Consider the following 18,932-nt stretch of genomic DNA (forward strand, 5'->3'; position numbering starts at 1 on the left):
GGGATGATGATCCCGCCCGCGGTCTTGGATTCGGATTCGACCCGACGAACGACCACGCGGTCATGAAGCGGGCGGAAATTCGACTTTGCCATTTTGGATATCCCTGGTGCGGAGGTTGAAAGGTTCTCCGTTGCCGGAGCCCGGTTAGCACTCGCTAGCGGGGAGTGCTAACGTGGCTGTGAGATAGGCTGTAGGTTCGTACTAGTCAAGACGGATGAGCGGACGGCCGAAGAGCCAAAAGATTTGGAATCGGCACGGAAGCCTGGCCCCATTACGGCGCATCTCAATGCCTAAGCGAGCGTTTCGGCCGTAAGCGCTGGCTGACTTTTGTGTCTTATTTGGAATGTGAAATTATGTGAAATTAACGGCAGAGCAGTCGGCCGCATCCACTTGGGGTCGCAACGAGCGTTCATCGCTTCGGCAGGGCAGAGCACATCGGAATGTCTTTCTGAGGACGATGTCTCCTCGGTTTGGGTCGCCCATCGAACAAGCAAATTGCGAGCGCCTTGCTTCAGGATTGCTAGGCGCAATCGCTCGACGTGCTGATCAGACTCTCGAGCGAGCTCACGGTGGACGACATCGGTGCCGCCTTCGACGAGACGTGCCGGCGCTGGCGCCTGCACGACCACCTCTTCGCAGGCCCGACACGCATACTTCGGTCGGCGGGTGACAATCACCCGGAACTGGGCGGGCACGATGTCGGAGTCGGCGCTCGGGTCTGATGAACGGTTTCGTCTTCAACAATGCTGCTCACGGCCTAATTTGCGCAATCGAGTGGTGCGCGTCGGCGTGTGCGTGCTGCCCTTTCTTCTCTCGATCGGAATTTTCGCCGGCACTCAATGCTGGCGGCGACGTGGCGCAATCTATCCTCAGCCAGCAGGCGACCCCCGAAGCGCTCGCCAATCCACGCGGAGCTGTAAGCGGTGAAGGGATTTCATGGACCATCGGGCGGCAAAGATGCGGGCCTGGTGTTTCGTGATTGACGCGGCGCCGCCGCTTGCAAAGAGGCCGACCTGCCTCCCATACTACGAGCTGGAGCTAGCACCGAAAGATTTCAGGCATCAATGACTTGCCAATTGAACCACGTCAAAACTTGTGGCCACATCACATCAGCTACGTACAGACGGGGCGAAAGCCATTTTATGATGCCACTCGCGCTTCCGCGCCAAGGGCGGTTTGACGCCCTATTTACGTCGAACCCACTTGTGGCCCAATCACGAGGCGCACCTAGGCGATCCTGCCGCCAATCGGCCTCGACGGGAGCGGAAAAATGGACCTTGCAGATTGCCGAAGGTTGAACGAGATCGTTCCAACTGACACCATCCGTCAATAGCCAAGCTCGAACGCTGTCTGGCTGTCGCGGCCTTATCTGGTCGTCCGGCATGGCGACGCCTACGCGTTCACCTTCGAGCGCCTGGAGCGCGGAGTCGAGCAAACAAGGCGGCGCTCGGAAATCGCGAACGGGCGCAGCTCTTACTGGCCGCATTGCGGCAAATGGCGTCAGAAGTGTAGGACCGGCGTGACGTTGTTACTCAAAGTGAGTCGAAGAGTTGAGGACAGAATCGAAAGTCGTGTTCCTATAGCGCATGGCCGATTGGGAGACATCGGCACGAGCAGAGATGAGAATGCGAAGCTTTGGTCGACCGAGGATCCACAGGGTGATGCGGCACGAGACCTATCTCCTGCCAGCCCATTGCCGCTATACAGCCGCTCGTCTACTCGACCTAGGGCTGTCGAGCATGAGCAAAGACCGTCCTTGCCTTATGGTCTGTGAACTCCGACGTTGACCTCGCCGAATGGCAGCTCGTAAATAATGCAGTCAAAGGTGTGCATACCGCGACGGCGACCACATTGTTTCAGTCTTTTCAACAGCGTAAGAATCTGACGGTATTCTTGACGGTATTATTTGGCCATGTCAATAAATTTAATAGCTAAAACAGGCAGATATGGACTTAATTGATGATTGAGTGGGAGTGAGAAACGGCGGCAACAGCGTTCGGTGGCAATTTTTCGCAAGCCGGTCTGCGCCCACTTTCAGGACGATGTAAAGTCGGTTCCGGAAGGCGGTAGTGCGCCAGCGTAGAATGGCGCGCAAAAAGGTGGATCGAGTCGGACGGGCACGACGAGACCACCTCGGTTGATCGCGTTGCCAACGGGTTTGATGATTGGCCCCATCGGCGGCGGCCATCTCGTCGGAATTCTCTTCCGTCTAGTTGACGATCCACGCGGCCGGCCGTGAGATCGACGACTTCATCACCGTCGCACGCTCGCGCCCAGGCTGACGAGAAGCTCGTCCAGCTGCTCGAACTGCTCGGGCATCGCGTCCGCCGCCCCGGTGCCGGCAGCGTCGAGAGCTTCCTTCGAGGGATAGAGCTCGTGCATGACCAGCAGCGTCTTGCCACCTTTTTCCTCGAAGGTCACCGTGGTGACGGGTCCACCGTCACCACCTTCGTCATTGGTCCAGACGAGGCGCGAGTGCGGTGTCACTTCGATATACCTACCGAAGAACTCGTCAGGTTTTGTGGCATCGTGGCCGAAAACCAAACGGTACCTGCCCCCGGCACGAACATCCATCTCGCAGGAACGCAGGAACATACCCATCGATTTTGGTGCCCACCACCGCTTAAACAGCTCGGGTTTGGTCCACGCCTCGAACACGATGCGCGCAGGGGCGTCAAAGGTTCGCGTAACGACCAGCTCCCGGTCGGACTTCCGTTCCACCGTCGTGCGGTTCTTCATGGGAGTGCGCTCATTATCTCTTCTTTCCTCCATCGACTTTCTCCTTCCGTTTCAGTTCCTCGACAACCTTGTCCAACTCGTCGAAGCGTGCGTCCCAGAGCTGGCGGTATCTTTCGATCCATGCCGCCTCTTCCTCCAGTCGGCGCAGGCCGAGCTTGCAGGTCCGCACGCGCCCGATCTTCTCCGTGGTGACGAGCCCCGCCTGCTCCAAGACGCCGACATGCTTCTTCATGCCCGTGAGGGTCATGTGGAACTTCTCGGCAAGCTCTGTGATCGAAGCGTCCGTACGTCCGAGCTGCTCCAGAACGCCGCGTCGGGTGGCGTCCGAGAGTGCGGCGAACGAGGCATCGAGACAGGTCTGAGTATACTGAACCATGTGGTTCAGTATTAACAGACGGGTGGGCGGCGTGCAAGGGGAGACCGAGTTGGTTGCGTTGCCGGTCGCCCCTTCTGGTAAACCGCAAGCGATTAGCGGATGTTCAAGTCGGAGCAGGGTCGGTGAGGAAGGGCATGATGTCCACGCCGTCTCCTGGGAAGACCGTGAAATGCGGGTGGTTCTCGAACAGGCGGGCGGCGGCATCGATGGTATCGGCCTCGACGACAATATAGCCGCAGAAAGGGTTCACGGCGTCGGCGATGCCGTCCCTGGTAACGCGCCTCGTCTTACCGACCATGCCGCCGCGATCGGGGAAAAATGCGGCATTTCTCTCCTCCCAGTCCGCCCACTGCTGTAGGCCGACGGCATCAATCGCATCCTGCTCGGGCTTAGGCAGGCTGCGAAAGCGGGCGAGGTCTTCGGGCTTCATGGTGTAGACGGCAAGAAAACGGGGCATACGGCGGTTTTTTCTTCGTGCTGGCAGAAGCGTCCTAGATTAGTCTCCTGGAGGGCCCAAGTCACTGCGCATTACCACCCTCTAAATGCCCGCCCGGCAATTTGCGTCAGTCCTGTCGATGCCTATCGGTGAGCGCAGGTCCGAGTTTATGGGGGCTGCCTTGTTCACCCTCGGCGATCGCTCCGGCGCGCCGGATTGCCGTAAACTCACCTCAACCAGTCTTTGCTTGAGCGGAGCAACTCCTGATTTCCCGCTTCGGCGAAGTGGCCGAAGGGCTTCAGGCTAATGCTAATGATGGCGCGAGGCTGAAGCCTGGCCATCCATCTCGAACGCTGACATGCCGGCGGACGGAACTGCTCCACCACCAGACCAACGGGCACATCAAACGCCATCCTTGTTCAGGGACAGCCCGAATTCAGTCTGGCCGCCAACGATGTGCTCACGATTGTCCAGCCGAAGAATCACGGAGCAGCAGGTGCGACCCGACCTCCACGATAGACCTGATGGCCGGGAGCAGCTCCCGCCCCAACGAGGTCAGCTCATATTCGACGGTCGGCGGCGATGTCGCCATCACCTTGCGACCGAGTACGCCGCGCGCCTCGAGATCCCGCAGCCTGGTTGTCAGTACCTTCGCCGAAACGGCTGGGATATCGCGGCGGAGTTCCGAGAACCGACGCGGGCCTTCGCTCAGGGACCAGAGCACCTCGGGTGTCCAGCAGCCGCCAAGCAGCGCCATGCACCTCGACATGGGGCAGCCGGCGAGACCCTTCACCTTTTTTCGCACTTTAAGAACCATCGCGCACCCTTCTCGGGGAGTTTCCAGTTGGTTACCGGAAAATTGCGGTAACTACAAGATACGTGGTTTCCAATGGTAACGAGGGCCGCTATTCGAAGGCTCTCCGATCCACGCAACCACGAAATGGGCTGAACGATGTACGCAATAACTGGAGCAACAGGACAGCTTGGCCGCCTGGTGATGGAGGCACTGGTGAAGACCATTCCGGCCGACCGGATCGTCGCGGCGGTCCGTAATCCGGCAAAGGCCAGCGATCTGGCGGAGCGCGGTGTGATCGTGAGGGAGGCGGACTACGACCGTCCCGACACGCTCGCCCCCGCCTTCGCCGGCGTCCAGAAACTGCTGCTGATTTCCTCGACCGAAGTCAGCGGCCGCCTGCCGAAGCATCGCGCCGTGATCGAGGCAGCCCAACGGGCCGGGGTTTCGTTGATCGCTTACACCAGCATGCTGCACGCCGACACGTCTCCCGCAACGCTCGCGGTCGAGCATCGCCAGACGGAGGAGGTCATTGCGGCCTCGGGCCTTCCTGCCGTCATCCTGCGCAATGGCTGGTACATCGAAAACCACGTGCTGGCGCTTCCTGCGGCTCTGGAGCACGGCGCCTTCGTCGGCGCCGCGAACGACGGGCGCTTCTCGTCCACGGCGCGGCGGGACTATGCCGAAGCTGCGGCAGTGGTTCTGACCACCGACGACCAGGCGGGGAAGACGTACGAACTCGCCGCAGACCACGCCTTTACGCTCGCCGACCTTGCAGCGGAGGTCTCGCGGCAATCGGGCAAGGTTATCGCCTACAACGATCGTTCCCAAGCTGCCTATCAGGGCGTGTTGATGGGGGCCGGGCTGCCGGCCGACTTCGCTGCGCTTCTGGCCGATACCGACGCCGCAGCCTCACGCGGAGCGTTGTTCGACGATGGAGGCGCCCTCGGGCGGCTGATCGGTCGTCCGACCACCTCGATGCAAAGCCTCCTTGCGGCCGCATTGAGCGGTTGAAGCGGGGGCTCAGAACTCGACATGCATAGCGCCGCCGGTCGAAAGCGGATCCGGATCTTTCCATAACGGTACCAATCAGCTTATCGATTTTCTCGCCCGGCTTCTCCTTTCGTGGCGCCGAGGCGGTTGAGCAGATTGAGCGTGATCCTGCCGACGTCGTTCATGGCGCCTGCGGCCGGCAGCGCGCCGCACCAGGCAACCGAGCTTGCCGAAAAGATCAAGCCGCCTGCTGCGAGCTTTCGCAGGGTCATTTCGGCGCAGCGGCGGGCGACGCGTTGGGTATCCCCACCCGCATACCAGCGCGTCGGATCCTGGAAGAAGCTGTCGGGAAATCCGGTCGCACGCGCGATCACGACGGTGTCAGCGGACGTGCCGAGGGCTGGATCCGTCGCATCCACTTCGTAGCCCGCGGCACCGCCCAGCACGATGCCGTCGGTGCCGAAGGTTGCATTTTCAACGCCTTCGAACAGCCATGCGCATCCTGCTTCATGGCTTTCCTCAGTGCGCGTGAAGGGGTGCGCGCCTTCGAAGCCCATCAGTGAGATCGCGCCGCCGATCAGCGAGAATTCGCCTCGGCCGCGGGAGCGGAGATAGCCGCCTGGTTCGTTGGTGATCGACAGCGCCTGTTCGGCGACCGGGCCGTCCCAGGTGCGGCCGGCCTCCAGCGGCGAGCGCCGCAGCTCCATCAGGTCATCCTTGAAAGCCACAGTGGCAGCGAAGCCGTTGCCGCCGAGATAGGCGAGGCTGCCGCCTTCGGCCACAAACTGCCGCAGTGCCTGCTCCATCTCGATCGACATATATTCGGGGTGGCTGCCGGTGACGACGGCCTGATGTCGACGCAGACCATCTATGCCGCATTCGTGCAAATCGTGATCGGTCATGACGTCAAACACGATTCCATTGTCGTGGCAGAATCGGAGGAAGTGCAGATCGACCGGCAAATTGTGTGGGCAGCCGCAGAGCGGATAATCGTAATCGTCCCTGAGCGTCACTTTCGGCTTTTTGTAGGAGCAGATGGAAACACCGCTAAGGTCGGAATGGTAGTCGTAAAGAGATTTCAGATTGTTGGCGATCGCGAAGCGATGTCCCCGGTCGTCGCCTTTCCATTCATAAAGATGATCGGGGAGATATTCGTCCGCATAAGCGAGATAGGTGGCCGTCGGCACGAGATACAACAGCGGCGACGAAACCTGTGAAGAGGTGACGAAGAACACCACGCGTTCGTAACCACCCTCCCATTCGATCTGGAACGCGTAGACGCCTGGGCTTGCGTTTTCCGGGATCGTCACGCGGTGCGATGCCGGCCACTCAAGCGGGCCGATGTCGTCGTCGTGGCAATGGATAGCGTCGTAGTGCGACGGCACGAAACGAGGCTCGAAGCTCGATCCGTCCCAGCGTGCCGAAGTCATGCAGAAGGCTGGCTGATTCATCACATCGAGGAGCAGCTGATCGGCTCCGCCCGACGACCGGATCGGCTGCGTTGGCAACAGCGTCGGGAAATCCCAGGCAACAGTCCCCTGTGGGGTGTCGAGCCGGATCGCGGCAAATTTCGCGTTGAGGGTAGGTTGGTGGTGGGTAGCACCTGCGCCGAAATGGATGCTGCGCGCCTGGAGGTTCCGCGCAGGGCTGCCAAAACGTTCATGGAGTTCGTAAGGCGCGAGAAGATCATGGGATTTGATGCGCAGACGCGATTGCTCCTGCCGCAGATCCAACTCGACAGTGAGCCACACACCAGTTGGCGCCTTCTTCTCGACAAGGGTTTCGCCGCCGATTTCCACGACAAATGCGCCGTCGCGGAGGCGCAGCCCAAGGGCGCCTGCCTCCAGGATCGTGCGCGCACCTTCGTTGCGCGTGAGGAACAGCTCAAAACGTATGCCGTGGACGGCTTGTACTTTGGCCAGTTCGCCGGCTCGCATGAACAGGAACGACCCCTGGTCGAAATGCCGATGCCGTGCTTCACCTATCGTTTCGATGGGCCAGGCGAGAAATTCCGGAGCCGGCTTGTCGAGCCGGCAAATTCGTGTGGCCTTTATCGGCCGATCACATGACAGGCTGAGGCTGATCCGCTGGCCTGCTTTGGCACTCCAGGGGGTGGCATAACCAACCACGCTCATCGCGTCGTGGTCTACTGCGCGCTTCATCTATCCCTCCCGATGAACTCCAGATGGGCTGGGGCGAACCGCGTAGACCGGTCCGATGTCGACCAATGCGCTGCCGCTCTGACAAGCAAAGTTTCGCATGGCGCACTACAGCCATGATGTACATGCTTGTATAGATAAGCTGCATTCGGATAGTCTCGACACGATCGGTCCAAGCGCGACATTACCAAGGAGGATGACATGCGCAACGCATCTCTCTTCGACCTGTCAGGCAGGAAGGCGCTTGTAACCGGCGCAAGCCGCGGCATCGGGCGCAGCATCGCCGAGGCGATCAGCGCGGCCGGCGCCGACGTCGCGGTCACGGCGCGCAGCGTCGCCTCGCTCGAGGAGACGATGGCCGCAATCCGCACTGCCGGCGGGGTCGCGCATGCCATCGCCCTGGACGTCACCGATGTCGACCGCTGCCGGGCGGCGACAGCCGAGGCCGGCAACCTGCTCGGAGGTCTCGATATTCTCGTCAACAATGCGGGGGTGGAAGAGGTCCGGCCTTCACTCGATGTCGACGAGGCCTTGTGGGACAGGATTGTCGATACGAATCTCAAGGGCGCCTTCTTCTGCGCCCAGGCCGCCGCGCGGCAGATGAGAGATGCTGGACGACCCGGCGTCATTATCAATCTCTGCTCGCTGACCTCCGAGGTCGGGGTTCCCACGGCGGTGCCGTACGGCTCGTCGAAATCAGGCCTCCTCGGCATGACGCGGGCGCTTGCGGCGGAGTGGGCCGATCTTGGGATCCGGGTCAACGCCATTGCGCCTGGCTATTTCAGGACAGCGATGACAGACGTGTTCTACAGCAACGAGGCATGGCAGCAATCGATGCTCGCCAAGATTCCGCAGCGCCGTTTTGGTGATCTCTCGGACCTGCACGGAATCGCGGTGTTCCTTGCTTCGGATGCGGCAGCCTACATAACCGGCCAGTCCATTCCCGTGGATGGAGGCTTTCTCGCATCGATTTGAAGGCTTCAGGGCCGGAGACGTATCCCAGAAGTGATCGACAAGCGCTAATCGTAATTGGGTCTCAAGAAAAGGAGCCGCCATGTCTGACGTCAGCTTCCACCGCCTGTCATCCCTCAGTGTCGATCAGCGGGCCAGTTTACTGAGACGCGCCGAGGGAGATCTGTCTTCCTTCATCGAAAATGTCCGTCCAATCATCCAGGCCGTCAAGGATGAAGGTGACGCGGCCTTGCTCCGGTTTGCACGCGAGCTCGACAAAGCCGATGTTGCCGACGGTGGACTGAAAGTTTCGGAAGCGGAGTTCGACGCGGCATTCGACAAGGTCGACAAAGATGTCGTGGAAAGTATCCGGTTCGGCATCGAGAACATAAGGCATTTCCACGAGGAGCAGCGCCCGGAAACGATGTGGCTCAAGGAAGTTCGGCCGGGCGCCTATGCGGGTGACCGATACACACCAATCGCTTCGGTCGCGCTTTATGTTCCGCGCGGCAAAGGCGCCTTCCCTTCGGTGACGATGATGACGTCGGTTCCGGCGGTGATTGCCGGGGTTCCCCAGATCGCGATCGTGACGCCTGCGACTTCGGACGGTTCCGTCGACGCCGCGACGCTGGTTGCTGCCCGCATTGCCGGCGTGGAGACCGTGTACAAATGCGGCGGCGCCCATGCGGTCGCCGCCGTCGCCTATGGAACCGAGACCGTGAAGCCTGCCGTCAAGATCGTCGGGCCGGGGAGCCCGTGGGTGGTGGCGGCAAAGAGCGTGTTGTCCCCGATCATCAACACAGGTCTCCCCGCCGGTCCATCCGAAGCGATCATCTTTGCCGATGACAGCGTCGACGGCGGCCTGGCTGCTCTTGACCTGTTGATCGAGGCCGAGCACGGGCCGGATTCCTCGGCCTACCTGGTGACGCACAGCCGCAAGGTCGCCAAAGCCGCGTTGATTGCGATACCGGAACACTGGTCCCGGATGAGCGAACAGCGTGTGGAGTTCTCACGCGCGGTGCTGACTGGAAAGCGCGGCGGCATCGTCCTGACCGAGTCGCTGGAGGACAGCTACCGCTTCATCAACGACTATGCGCCGGAGCACCTCGAGATTCTGTCAACGGAGCCATTTGCGCATCTCGGACGCATCACAGAAGCCGCCGAGATCCTCATGGGACCGCATACGCCGGTGACCCTCGCCAACTTCGTCCTCGGACCCAATGCGGTGCTGCCGACCAGCCGGTGGGCGCGAACCTTTGGACCGCTTTCCGTGACGGATTTCGTCAAGAGATCGTCGGTCGGCTATGTGACCTCGGTGGCCTATCCGGAACTCGCCCTGCATGCCCGCAGGCTCGCGCGCTACGAAGGGTTCAGCTCGCATGAGAACGCGGTTTCGGAGATCCGCGATCGCTATCTCGCCGGCTGAGCGGAACGATGACGATGAGGGCGGCGCGACTCCATGGACCCGGCGACCTGCGCGTCGAGGATATCGCCGTGCCGGGAGCTCCCGAGCCAGGCTGGGTGAAGCTGAGGGTCGATGCCGCAGGTATTTGCGGTTCCGATCTTCACAACTTCCGCACGGGCCAATGGATAAGCCGATCGCCTTCGACGGCTGGCCATGAGCTGACAGGCACGGTGATCGCCATCGGCGAGGGCGTGGACACCGTCACCGTTGGCGACCGAGTGGTCGCCGATTCCCGTTTCTGGTGTGGAGAGTGCGCGCAATGCCATGCAGGCAGGCGGCATCTTTGCACGTCGCTGGGCTTCGTCGGCGAGATATGCGACGGCGGATTTGCCGAACAGGCGGTCCTGCCCGCACGCCTGCTGCATATCATCGATGCCGCGCTTGACGAACGGGTCGCGGCGATGGCCGAGCCGCTGGCTGTCGCGTTGCACGCAGTGCGGCGTCTGCCGAAAACGGCCGGCTCCGTTCTTGTCGTCGGCTGTGGGACTATCGGCGGGCTTGCCGCACTGCTGCTTTCCCGGACATTCGCCGGTACCGTGCTCGTCGCCGACCGCAATCAGGGCCGCTGCGCCCGGGTGGCGCGGGTGACCGGCGCCAGCATCGTCGATTTGAACCGGGACACCATTGCCGCCGCCACTGCGGGTGCCCCCTTGCTTGCTGCCGTCGAAGCGACCGGCAGCGTCGCAGCACTCAGCCAGTTGCTCGGCGTTCTCGATGCCGGCGGCACTGTTGCGATGGTCGGCATATTCCACGGCCGCCTCGATATCGATCCCAACATCCTGGTTGAACGCGAAATCGCATTGCTGGGATGCCACGCCTTCGCCGATGAGCTTCCCGACGCCATCCGGATGCTCGGCGAATTGACCGAGCCCATGGTCGAACTGATCGACCGCGAGATCGGCCTGGATGATGTTCCCGCGGCCTATGAGCGGCTGTTGGCGGGGCAGGGCGACGGTTTGAAAACAATCATCCGGATGCGGTCTGCCGGGCGCGTGTGATTTCCGAACGTTGCCGGAAAGGATTTTGAAATGATCACTTTGCCCGACACCGCCAGCCCTCTTTACGAGAAGGTCAAGGACTACATCCTGACGAACATCGGAACCGGGCGATGGAGCAAGGACCGCAAGCTGCCGTCCGAAAATGAATTCGTGGCGACACTCGGCGTGTCTCGGATGACGGTCCATCGTGCCTTGCGGGAGTTGACCTCTGCGGGTTTTCTGATCCGGCTCCAGGGCGTCGGCACATTCATCGCGCCACCTCGACCGCAATCCGCACTGATCGAGATCAACAACATCGCGGCGGAAATTGTCGCGCGGGGAAACAGGCATCGTTCCGAGGTTATCGTCCTCGAAAAGATCACGCCGACAAAGGAGCTCGCGCTTTCTTTCGAGTTCGCAAAACGCGCGTCGGTCTATCATTCCATCGTCGTCAACTTCGAGAACGACCTGCCTGTGCAACTGGAAGAGCGCTTCGTCAACCCGGGCCTGATACCCGACTATGACAAGCAGGACTTTTCCAGGACAGCGACCTACGACTATCTCATGCAGAAAACCCCGGTGACGGAGGTCGAGCACATCATCTCGGCGACCCCTGCCGATGCCGAGACGGCGCGGTATCTGGGCATCGACGTCGGCAGCTGCTGCCTGTTCCTGCATCGCCGGACATGGACCGGCGCCGTCGTTGCCACGATCAGCAAGCTGACTTACGTTGGCAGCCGCTACTCGCTTGGCAGTCGGTATTCTCCGTCCAAAAAAACCTGATCGCAGTGAAGCGAATCAGAGTCGGAAGGAGGGGTCTAACTTGTATATGCATGTATGTATTTAGCCTTGACATCCGCCGTTGCTGACGTTGAAGTGTCGTCGCACTTTCGTTGAACGGACAGCTAAGATGCCGAGGCACGGTGCCGCAAGAGCAGAAGCCCGCATTCTCACCAGGCCGGATGTTTGGTTCAAAAAAGCGGCCTGATCATCAAGGGGAACAAGATGATGCGTAACCTAGCAGGACAATTTCGGGCACTCGTTATGGCCGCTGCCGTCGGGTTTGCCCCGGCGGCCTACGCGGCCGACACGACGATTCCGGCGACGCCCGAGGCAGGAACATTCAAGATCGGCATCGAGCCATGGCTTGGCTATGGCCAGTGGCACGTCGCCGAGGCCAAGGGCCTGTTCAAGGCAAGCGGGCTGTCGGACGTGCAGATCGTGAACTTCGCCGAGGACAAGGACATCAACGCGGCCCTGGCCAGCGGCCAACTCGATGCCGCCAATATCGCGACCCACACGGCTATGGGCATGGTTGCGGCCGGCCTGCCGGTGAAGATCGTGCTTCTGCTCGACGTCAGCATGACTGCAGACGCCATGATCGCCGGCAAGGACATCGCCTCCGTCGCCGACCTCAAGGGCAAACAGGTCGCTTTCGAGGAAGGCACGACGAGCGACATCCTGCTCAAATACGCGCTCGCCAAGAACGGCATGTCCATCGCCGATGTCCAGCCGGTTCCAATGCCGGCGGCGGATGCCGGCAGTGCGTTGATCGCCGGCCAGGTTCCGGTCGCGGTGACCTATGAGCCCTATCTCACCGCGGCCAGGGCACAGAACAAGGATGTCAAGCTGCTCTTCACCGCAGGCGAAGATCCCGGCCTGATCAGCGACGTGTTTGTGGTGCGCGATGAGGTGATCAAGTCGCGTCCCGGCCAGGTGCTTGCCATGATCAAGACCTGGGATGCGGCCCTGAAGGCTTACAATGCCGACACGCCCGACGGCCGGGCGATCATCTCCAAGGCGGTCGGTTCGAGCGTCGAAGACCTCAACACCGCCTTTGATGGCGTGCGCAAGGATGCGCTGACGGGCGAATTCTCCACCAAGATATTCGCCGACGTCGAGGCGGCCGCCAAGAACGCCGGGCTGCTTCAGGCGGACGTGACGCCGGAGCAGATGATCGACCCGTCATTCGTCAAGGCCGCGAAATGACGAGGGCCGGCTCGCGGTGGTGACGCAAATGTCCGAGCAGCGTGCGACCAAGCCAAGCCCGTCTCACGCAGTGCCGGGGCCGGTAATCAAACAGCCGATGCGCCGTCGCCGATCCTCCGGGATCGGCGCGCCCATCGCACGCTCGCGCTTCCTGATGATAGCAGTGGCGGTTTTTGCCGGCCTCGGCCTTGCCTGGTGGGCGGCAACGGGGCTGGGGCTGGTAAAGCCGATTTTCCTGCCCTCGCCGGGGAGCGTGGTGACCCAGCTCGGCAAGCTCTCGGCTGACGGCACGCTGTGGCTGGATCTCAGGACCTCGATATACCGTATTTCTGTTGGCTTCCTCATCGCCTCGGCATTGGCGATTCCGATCGGCGTGCTGATCGGCAGCTTCAGGACCTGGGAAGCGGCGATCGAGCCGCTTGTGGATTTCATCCGCTACATGCCGGTGGTCGCTTTCGTGCCCCTCTCCATCCTGTGGTCGGGGACGGGCGATGCCCAGAAGTTCCTGATCATCTTCATCGGCACCTTCTTCCAGCAGGTGCTGATGATCATGGACAATGTAAAACGGGTTCCCGCTGATTTCATCGGCCTTGGCAGGACGCTCGGCCTGCCGGATCGCAGGATCCTGACGCGCATCGTGGTTCCCAGCGCCTTGCCAGGCATCTGGGATACGTTGCGCATCAGTCTCGGCTGGGCATGGACCTGGCTGGTGTTGGCGGAACTTGTCGCGGCGACATCAGGCCTCGGCTACCGCATCACCGTGTCCCAGCGCTATTTCCAGACAAACACCATCATCGGCTACATCCTGTTGCTGGGCGTGCTTGGCCTCATCACCGACCAGGTCATGAAGGCACTGGGAAAAGTGCTGTTCCGGCAGGAGGGTCACGTGCAATGAGGCCGGGCCGATGAGTTTGCCCAAACTGCGGATCGAGGGTCTCCACAAGAGCTTCGGCACGGGCGCGCGGCGCACGGAAGTGCTGCGCGATATCAATCTCGATCTTGCCGACAACGAGTTCGTCTCGCTGGTGGGCACGTCGGGTTGCGGCAAGAGCACGCTGCTGTCGATCGTTGCCGGACTGCAGGATTTCGACGCGGGAGATCTTGCCATCGATGGCGCGCCGATCCTGCAGCCGGGCCTCGACCGCGGCGTCGTCTTCCAGTCCTACACCCTGCTTCCCTGGCTGACGGCGCAGCAGAATATCGAGTTCGCGCTCAAGGCCGCGGGTCATGATCGCGCGACCTGCCGCAGGATAGCACGCGAGCATCTCGATTTGGTCAAGCTCCCTCACAGCGCCAATCGCTATCCGTCGGAGCTTTCGGGCGGCATGAAGCAACGGGTGGCCATAGCGCGTGCCCTTTCCTATCGACCCAAAATGCTTCTGATGGACGAGCCCTTTGGCGCGCTCGATGCCTTGACCAGGCATCAGATGCAGGAACTCCTGACGCAGATCTGGGAGGAGCACAGGCTCACCGTGCTCTTCGTCACCCATGATGTGGAAGAAGCCGTCTACCTGTCGGACCGCATCGTCGTGATGGGGATCGGCCCGGGACGCATCATGCAGACCTTCAATGTCGACATTGAGCGCCCGCGCCGGGAGGAGGTCATGGAAACCCGGGCCTTCATGGATTTGCAGCGCAGCGTGCACAAGGCGATCCGCGAGGCCTCAAAACGTCCCGAAATGGTTTAGGCGCCATTCAATTTACTTACAATTGGCGACCTGCGTTGCGCCAATCCCGATATCGCGCCATCGCGATCCCTGACCAGGGCAGCCGCGATCGGCGTCTTTCTCCTCAACCTCGAAAAAATTTGCAGGACAATGTCGATTTCCTAAACTCTGTTCGTCGTTTCGATGCCGGCCGGTGAGGCCGGCTCAACAAGGAGACAGACGATGCGTGTGATGGTGCTCGTGAAGGCTACCGAGGATAGCGAAAAGGGCTTTGTCCCCACGCCCGAGGCGAAGGAGGCGATGGAGGCGATGGGCAGGTTTAACGACGAGCTGCGCAATGCCGGCATCTTGCTCGACGCCGACGGCCTCAAGCCCTCCTCGCAGGGCAAGCGCGTTGCGTTCGATGGTCCACGCCGGACAGTCATCGACGGGCCTTTCGCCGAGACCCGCGAACTGGTCGCCGGCTTTTGGCTCTGGGAAGTCAAGGACATGGACGAGGCGGTCGCCTGGGTGAAGCGCTGCCCCAATCCCATGCCGGGACCGAGCGAGATTGAGATCCGGCCGCTGTACGAGATGGCTGATTGGCAATGGGAATCTGACGCCGGAGGTCACGGAAATCCATGACCGGGAGCGCGAGAAGCGCAGCGGCAACTGAACCTGTCGGCCGCAACCTGCTTGCCTCCCTTATGGCTTTGGCCGACAAGGCAGCATGACTGCAGGCGAGACACACCAGGCGATCGAAGCGACTTTTCGCATTGAACGGGCCCGGCTCATCGCGGGTCTGGTCCGTCTCGTGCGCAATGTCGACCTTGCGGAGGAACTGGCGCAGGACGCCCTGGTCATTGCCCTGTCCGAGTGGCCCAGGACCGGCGTTCCGGCCAATCCCGGCGCTTGGCTGATGACAGTCGCCAAACACCGCGCCATCGACGCGATCCGTCGCGACAAGATGCGCGAGCGCAAGCATGAGGAGATCGCGCGGGAGCTGGACGGCGAGTGCGACGGTACGGCCGAGGGAAACGAAATGGCGATGAACGAAGATCTTGGCGACGAGCTGCTGGGCCTCATCTTCACAGCCTGCCACCCCATACTTTCGGCCGACGCCCGCGCGGCGCTCACGCTGCGTGTCATCGGCGGCCTGACGACGGACGAGATCGCCCGCGCTTTCCTGTCGAGCGAGGTGACGATCGCCCAGCGCATCGTCCGCGCAGAGAGGACGATCGGAAAGGCCGGGCTCAGCTTCGAGGTGCCGCGCGGCGCCGAGCGTGCGGTGCGTCTGTCCTCGGTGCTGGAGGTCATCTATCTTATCTTCAATGAAGGCTATGCCGCCACGGCAGGCGACGACCTTGTTCGGCCGAGCCTGTGCCTGGAGGCACAACGGCTGGGCCGCATGCTGGCGGGTCTGATGCCCGAGAATGCCGAGGTGTTCGGCCTGCTGGCTCTGATGGAAATCCAGGCATCGCGATTGCCGGCACGCATCGGGCCGGACGGCGCCCTCTTGACCCTGACCGAGCAAAACCGCGCACGCTGGGACCAACTGCTGATCCGGCGAGGCCTTGACGCGCTGGCCTGCGCCGACGCTCTCGGGGGCGAGGGCCCCTACGTGTTGCAGGCCGCGCTTGCAGCCTGTCACGCGCGGGCGCGCAGTCCGGGCGATACCGATTGGCCCCGCATCGCAGCGCTCTACGACCGGCTGCGTGCAGTGATGCCCTCGCCGGTGGTCGATCTCAATCGAGCGGTCGCCCACAGCATGGCTTTCGGGCCCGAAGCGGGCCTGCAGCTGGTAGACGAGATTGCCGACGCCGCCGCATTGCGCAATTATGCGCCATTGCCGGCAGCGAGGGGCGATTTTCTTTTTCGGGCCGGCCGGCTGGCCGAGGCCCGCGCCGAATTCGAGGCTGCGGCCAAGCTCACCCGCAACGTGCGCGAGGCGGCCTTTCTCCTCGCCCGCGCAGACGCTTGTGGTTGACAGCATCGCTCTCTGTGCCCGAAGCGCCGCTCGGCAAGGCCGGAAGCCGCCATTCGCTCCCGGCCAGCTCCCTTCAGTGAGCGTGATCAACTCGCAACGCGAAAGGGATTAATGATGCGCAAGCCGTCGTCGAGCACCATTGCGTGCTGCATGTCCTCTGACCAAAGTGTGTCGCAGCCAGCGTGAATCGCTGCGGAAGCGATCATAGCGTCATAGGTGGAAAGGCCGTACCGCTCGGCGAGCCTCAATCCTGTTTCGTGGGTCTCGAGGGTAACCGGATGAACCGTCAACAGGCCGCGCAGCATGGTCAGCAGCGCATGCGTGTCGTCCCATGACATTTGCATCTTCCGACGCGCGACATTGGTGAGTTCGTTGAGAACCTGCACGCTGATCGCCCCGCCAGTAGCGATGACCGCCTCGGCCCGATCCGCCTTCGCCGTATCGCCTGACGCGATGTAAAGAAGGACATTGGTATCGAAAAAACTAACGGGCATTTGCCTCGTCTCGATCGAATTTGAAGTCAGCGGGAAGCCGACCGCGGAAGGCGCGGAGACGCTTCAGCAACTCTTCGCGCCCGGGCTTTCGCGCGACGCCAAGCTGGCGGGTGTCAGCGACATGGATTTCGATCTCATCGCCTTCCCTGAGTTCAAGCGCTTCGACCACAGCGGCGGGAAGGCGGACCGCAAGACTGTTTCCCCATTTGGCGACCTGCATGCCACTTCCTCCATTAGATATACGCTGCAAGAAATGTATATCCAGAAGTCGTCAACGTCAAGAATTGCAGCAATCGGTTTATTCATTTTGAAGGAGGAGCCTTGATCATGCCAGCAACTGCGTCGGCACGCCGAGTATCGGTCCTGCCTCGGCGAGCCGCTGGTCGAGGGTCCACACCGTGGCGCCATGCTCCGATGCCGTCGCGAGGTGCAGGGCGTCGCCAGCACGAAGCGCGAGGATATGCTGATCGGCGAATTTCGCGGCGACCCGAAAATGCCCGCCCGTCACCGGCAGCATGGTGAAGCTCTCAGCGACCAGCTTATTGAACATCGCGAGCGCTGCTGCGCGCTGCTCCAGGTCGATCTGTCCGGTCCGAAGCTTGATCGCCATGGCGGATGACATCTCGGTCATGGTCCAATCGCTGATCACAAGTTGCGCTGGGTCCTGCTCCGCCAGCCAGCCCTGAACGCGCGCGGTCATGGCTTCGTTGGATAGCGCCGCGACGATCAGCGAAGTATCGAGATAGAACATCAATAGCGATCGCCATCTCGCATCGATCGCACCAGATCGGCGGCAGCCTGGGCCTGCAGAGGCATGGTTGCGGTCAGGGATTGGAGCAGGACGGCGTCGATCCGTTTGCGAGGGCGGGCCACGGCCGTGAGCCTGGCGACCGGCTTGCCACGCCGGGTTATGTCGATCGAGTCTCCAGCCTCGACCCGGTCGACGAGCTCACTCAGATGTGCCTTGGCGTCCGCCAGATTGACCGCGTCCATGTCACGCTCCTGACCATGTAGATGGTCATGTAGCGCATAACACGTGACAATTCCAGTGCAGAGCACAGCGAATAAGCAACTGGCTGCGTGAGCGAACCAGGTGACTAACGAGAATTATGCCGCTTCGCGCTTGACTCATACATATCCCGGTGGTTATACATCGATCAATAGCCGAAGGGTTATCGATCTCAATGCCAAACGCTCACGATGTGCTGTTCAGAACGCTTGCCGATCCGACTCGGCGCGCTATTTTTGAGCGACTGTGTCGCGAAGGAGAGCAGACGGTCGGGGCTCTGACGGCTCAGGCCGGGATCTCGCAACCGGCCGTGTCGAAGCATCTCGGCGTTTTGAGGCAGGCGGGGCTAGTGCGCGACCGCCATGCAGGACGGCAGACCCATTATAGTGCGCAACTTGCTGCGCTTGCCCCCTTGCTCGACTGGACGAGCCAGATGACCGGATTCTGGCAGAGCCGGTTCGACGACCTCGAAGACCTGCTCAAAAGGATGGACCAGTGAACCGAACGTCGACCGAAACACTCTCCGTCGTTGTCGAAAGGGAAATCGCTTATCCGCCCGAGAAGATCTGGCGCGCACTCACGCAACCACACTTGATCGAGGAGTGGCTCATGAAAAATGACTTCAAACCTGTCGCGAACCACCGCTTCAATCTTCACGCAGCCTGGGGCTCCGTCGAGTGTCAGGTGCAGACGGTCGAGCCGAACAGAACGCTGACTTACACATGGGATACCAAGGATCTCAAGAGTGTCGTCTCCTGGACCCTCACCCCCACGAGCACCGGAGCCCGCTTGCGCATGGAACAGTCGGGCTTCCGGCCGGATCAGCAGCCTTACTTCCGGGGTGCCAAAGTCGGCTGGCCGAGGTTCTTTGACGATCTGGAGCAGGTTCTGGCGCGGACGGACTGAGATCCGCGGGCG

At 61.4% G+C, this 18,932-nt stretch carries 21 protein-coding genes and 2 pseudogenes; 12 read left to right on the forward strand and 11 right to left on the reverse strand.

The features are described from left to right. The 6 genes and pseudogenes from AC0L2Y_RS00005 to AC0L2Y_RS00030 form a co-directional block, all read right to left on the reverse strand. Positions 1 to 92, reverse strand: a pseudogene (locus AC0L2Y_RS00005) (co-chaperone GroES); the annotation flags it as partial. A 492-nt stretch (positions 93 to 584) separates the two neighbouring features. Beyond that, positions 585 to 701 (reverse strand): annotated as a pseudogene (locus AC0L2Y_RS00010) (IS66 family transposase zinc-finger binding domain-containing protein); the annotation flags it as partial. A gap of 1,552 nt (positions 702 to 2,253) precedes the next feature. Further along, on the reverse strand, positions 2,254 to 2,772 hold the full coding sequence (locus AC0L2Y_RS00015) for an SRPBCC family protein (protein WP_473552774.1): 519 nt from the start codon (positions 2,770 to 2,772) through the stop codon (positions 2,254 to 2,256). Next, complete coding sequence (locus AC0L2Y_RS00020; protein WP_473552776.1) at positions 2,753 to 3,115, reverse strand: ArsR/SmtB family transcription factor; 363 nt, start codon at positions 3,113 to 3,115, stop codon at positions 2,753 to 2,755. Before AC0L2Y_RS00020 ends, AC0L2Y_RS00015 begins: the two co-directional genes overlap by 20 nt. Positions 3,116 to 3,218: 103 nt before the next feature. Further along, positions 3,219 to 3,572 (reverse strand): hypothetical protein, encoded by a 354-nt coding sequence (locus AC0L2Y_RS00025; protein ID WP_352488411.1) that lies wholly within the window; start codon positions 3,570 to 3,572, stop codon positions 3,219 to 3,221. Positions 3,573 to 4,011: 439 nt separating this feature from the next. Then, positions 4,012 to 4,308: a winged helix-turn-helix transcriptional regulator gene (locus tag AC0L2Y_RS00030; protein ID WP_473552779.1), complete on the reverse strand. Its 297-nt coding sequence runs from the start codon at positions 4,306 to 4,308 to the stop codon at positions 4,012 to 4,014. Between the two features lie 195 nt (positions 4,309 to 4,503). Here AC0L2Y_RS00030 and AC0L2Y_RS00035 point away from each other — a divergent pair, with 195 nt between their 5' ends. Beyond that, a complete protein-coding gene (locus tag AC0L2Y_RS00035; RefSeq protein ID WP_473552780.1) occupies positions 4,504 to 5,358 on the forward strand; it encodes an SDR family oxidoreductase in 855 nt (284 codons plus the stop codon). 80 nt (positions 5,359 to 5,438) lie between these two features. Here the strand turns inward: AC0L2Y_RS00035 and AC0L2Y_RS00040 are convergent, their stop codons facing one another. Next, positions 5,439 to 7,499, reverse strand: coding sequence for a N,N-dimethylformamidase beta subunit family domain-containing protein (locus tag AC0L2Y_RS00040; protein WP_473552783.1), 2,061 nt, complete (start codon positions 7,497 to 7,499; stop codon positions 5,439 to 5,441). 198 nt (positions 7,500 to 7,697) lie between these two features. Between AC0L2Y_RS00040 and AC0L2Y_RS00045 the strand changes: the two genes are divergently transcribed. The 9 genes from AC0L2Y_RS00045 to AC0L2Y_RS00085 all read left to right on the forward strand — a co-directional run bounded on the left by AC0L2Y_RS00045 (position 7,698) and on the right by AC0L2Y_RS00085 (position 16,511). Further along, the gene (locus tag AC0L2Y_RS00045; protein ID WP_352488415.1) at positions 7,698 to 8,471 is read left to right on the forward strand and encodes an SDR family NAD(P)-dependent oxidoreductase; all 774 of its coding nucleotides are present in this window, start codon (positions 7,698 to 7,700) and stop codon (positions 8,469 to 8,471) included. A 79-nt stretch (positions 8,472 to 8,550) separates the two neighbouring features. Beyond that, on the forward strand, positions 8,551 to 9,873 hold the full coding sequence (hisD, locus tag AC0L2Y_RS00050) for a histidinol dehydrogenase (protein WP_473552785.1): 1,323 nt from the start codon (positions 8,551 to 8,553) through the stop codon (positions 9,871 to 9,873). A 14-nt stretch (positions 9,874 to 9,887) separates the two neighbouring features. After that, a complete protein-coding gene (locus AC0L2Y_RS00055) occupies positions 9,888 to 10,910 on the forward strand; it encodes a zinc-dependent alcohol dehydrogenase (protein ID WP_473552787.1) in 1,023 nt (340 codons plus the stop codon). Positions 10,911 to 10,940: 30 nt separating this feature from the next. After that, positions 10,941 to 11,672 (forward strand): histidine utilization repressor, encoded by a 732-nt coding sequence (gene hutC, locus AC0L2Y_RS00060; RefSeq protein WP_473552790.1) that lies wholly within the window; start codon positions 10,941 to 10,943, stop codon positions 11,670 to 11,672. A 225-nt stretch (positions 11,673 to 11,897) separates the two neighbouring features. After that, positions 11,898 to 12,878, forward strand: coding sequence for an ABC transporter substrate-binding protein (locus AC0L2Y_RS00065; RefSeq protein WP_473552792.1), 981 nt, complete (start codon positions 11,898 to 11,900; stop codon positions 12,876 to 12,878). Positions 12,879 to 12,975: 97 nt separating this feature from the next. Beyond that, positions 12,976 to 13,773, forward strand: coding sequence for an ABC transporter permease (locus AC0L2Y_RS00070; RefSeq protein WP_473553654.1), 798 nt, complete (start codon positions 12,976 to 12,978; stop codon positions 13,771 to 13,773). Positions 13,774 to 13,783: 10 nt separating this feature from the next. Beyond that, on the forward strand, positions 13,784 to 14,566 hold the full coding sequence (locus AC0L2Y_RS00075) for an ABC transporter ATP-binding protein (protein ID WP_352488420.1): 783 nt from the start codon (positions 13,784 to 13,786) through the stop codon (positions 14,564 to 14,566). Between the two features lie 201 nt (positions 14,567 to 14,767). Next, on the forward strand, positions 14,768 to 15,169 hold the full coding sequence (locus tag AC0L2Y_RS00080) for a YciI family protein (RefSeq protein WP_051406115.1): 402 nt from the start codon (positions 14,768 to 14,770) through the stop codon (positions 15,167 to 15,169). 85 nt (positions 15,170 to 15,254) lie between these two features. Further along, positions 15,255 to 16,511 (forward strand): RNA polymerase sigma factor, encoded by a 1,257-nt coding sequence (locus tag AC0L2Y_RS00085; protein WP_473552795.1) that lies wholly within the window; start codon positions 15,255 to 15,257, stop codon positions 16,509 to 16,511. Positions 16,512 to 16,597: 86 nt separating this feature from the next. Here AC0L2Y_RS00085 and AC0L2Y_RS00090 read toward each other — a convergent pair whose 3' ends face one another. The 4 genes from AC0L2Y_RS00090 to AC0L2Y_RS00105 form a co-directional block, all read right to left on the reverse strand. Beyond that, on the reverse strand, positions 16,598 to 17,005 hold the full coding sequence (locus tag AC0L2Y_RS00090; RefSeq protein WP_473552797.1) for a PIN domain-containing protein: 408 nt from the start codon (positions 17,003 to 17,005) through the stop codon (positions 16,598 to 16,600). Next, positions 16,995 to 17,225: an AbrB/MazE/SpoVT family DNA-binding domain-containing protein gene (locus tag AC0L2Y_RS00095; protein ID WP_473552799.1), complete on the reverse strand. Its 231-nt coding sequence runs from the start codon at positions 17,223 to 17,225 to the stop codon at positions 16,995 to 16,997. Before AC0L2Y_RS00095 ends, AC0L2Y_RS00090 begins: the two co-directional genes overlap by 11 nt. A 105-nt stretch (positions 17,226 to 17,330) precedes the next feature. After that, the gene (locus AC0L2Y_RS00100; RefSeq protein WP_473552801.1) at positions 17,331 to 17,756 is read right to left on the reverse strand and encodes a type II toxin-antitoxin system VapC family toxin; all 426 of its coding nucleotides are present in this window, start codon (positions 17,754 to 17,756) and stop codon (positions 17,331 to 17,333) included. Then, positions 17,756 to 17,998, reverse strand: coding sequence for a type II toxin-antitoxin system Phd/YefM family antitoxin (locus AC0L2Y_RS00105; RefSeq protein ID WP_352468031.1), 243 nt, complete (start codon positions 17,996 to 17,998; stop codon positions 17,756 to 17,758). The genes AC0L2Y_RS00100 and AC0L2Y_RS00105 overlap by 1 nt, the downstream gene beginning before the upstream one ends. A 191-nt stretch (positions 17,999 to 18,189) precedes the next feature. On the opposite strand from AC0L2Y_RS00105, the gene AC0L2Y_RS00110 reads away from it, so the two are divergent. Together AC0L2Y_RS00110 and AC0L2Y_RS00115 are read left to right on the forward strand one after the other, a co-directional pair. Next, a complete protein-coding gene (locus tag AC0L2Y_RS00110) occupies positions 18,190 to 18,513 on the forward strand; it encodes an ArsR/SmtB family transcription factor (RefSeq protein ID WP_352488427.1) in 324 nt (107 codons plus the stop codon). Then, positions 18,510 to 18,920, forward strand: coding sequence for an SRPBCC family protein (locus AC0L2Y_RS00115; protein ID WP_352669793.1), 411 nt, complete (start codon positions 18,510 to 18,512; stop codon positions 18,918 to 18,920). The genes AC0L2Y_RS00110 and AC0L2Y_RS00115 overlap by 4 nt, the downstream gene beginning before the upstream one ends. The last annotated feature ends 12 nt before the right edge of the window (positions 18,921 to 18,932 follow it).

It is taken from the genome of Mesorhizobium sp. WSM4830 (assembly GCF_055811495.1).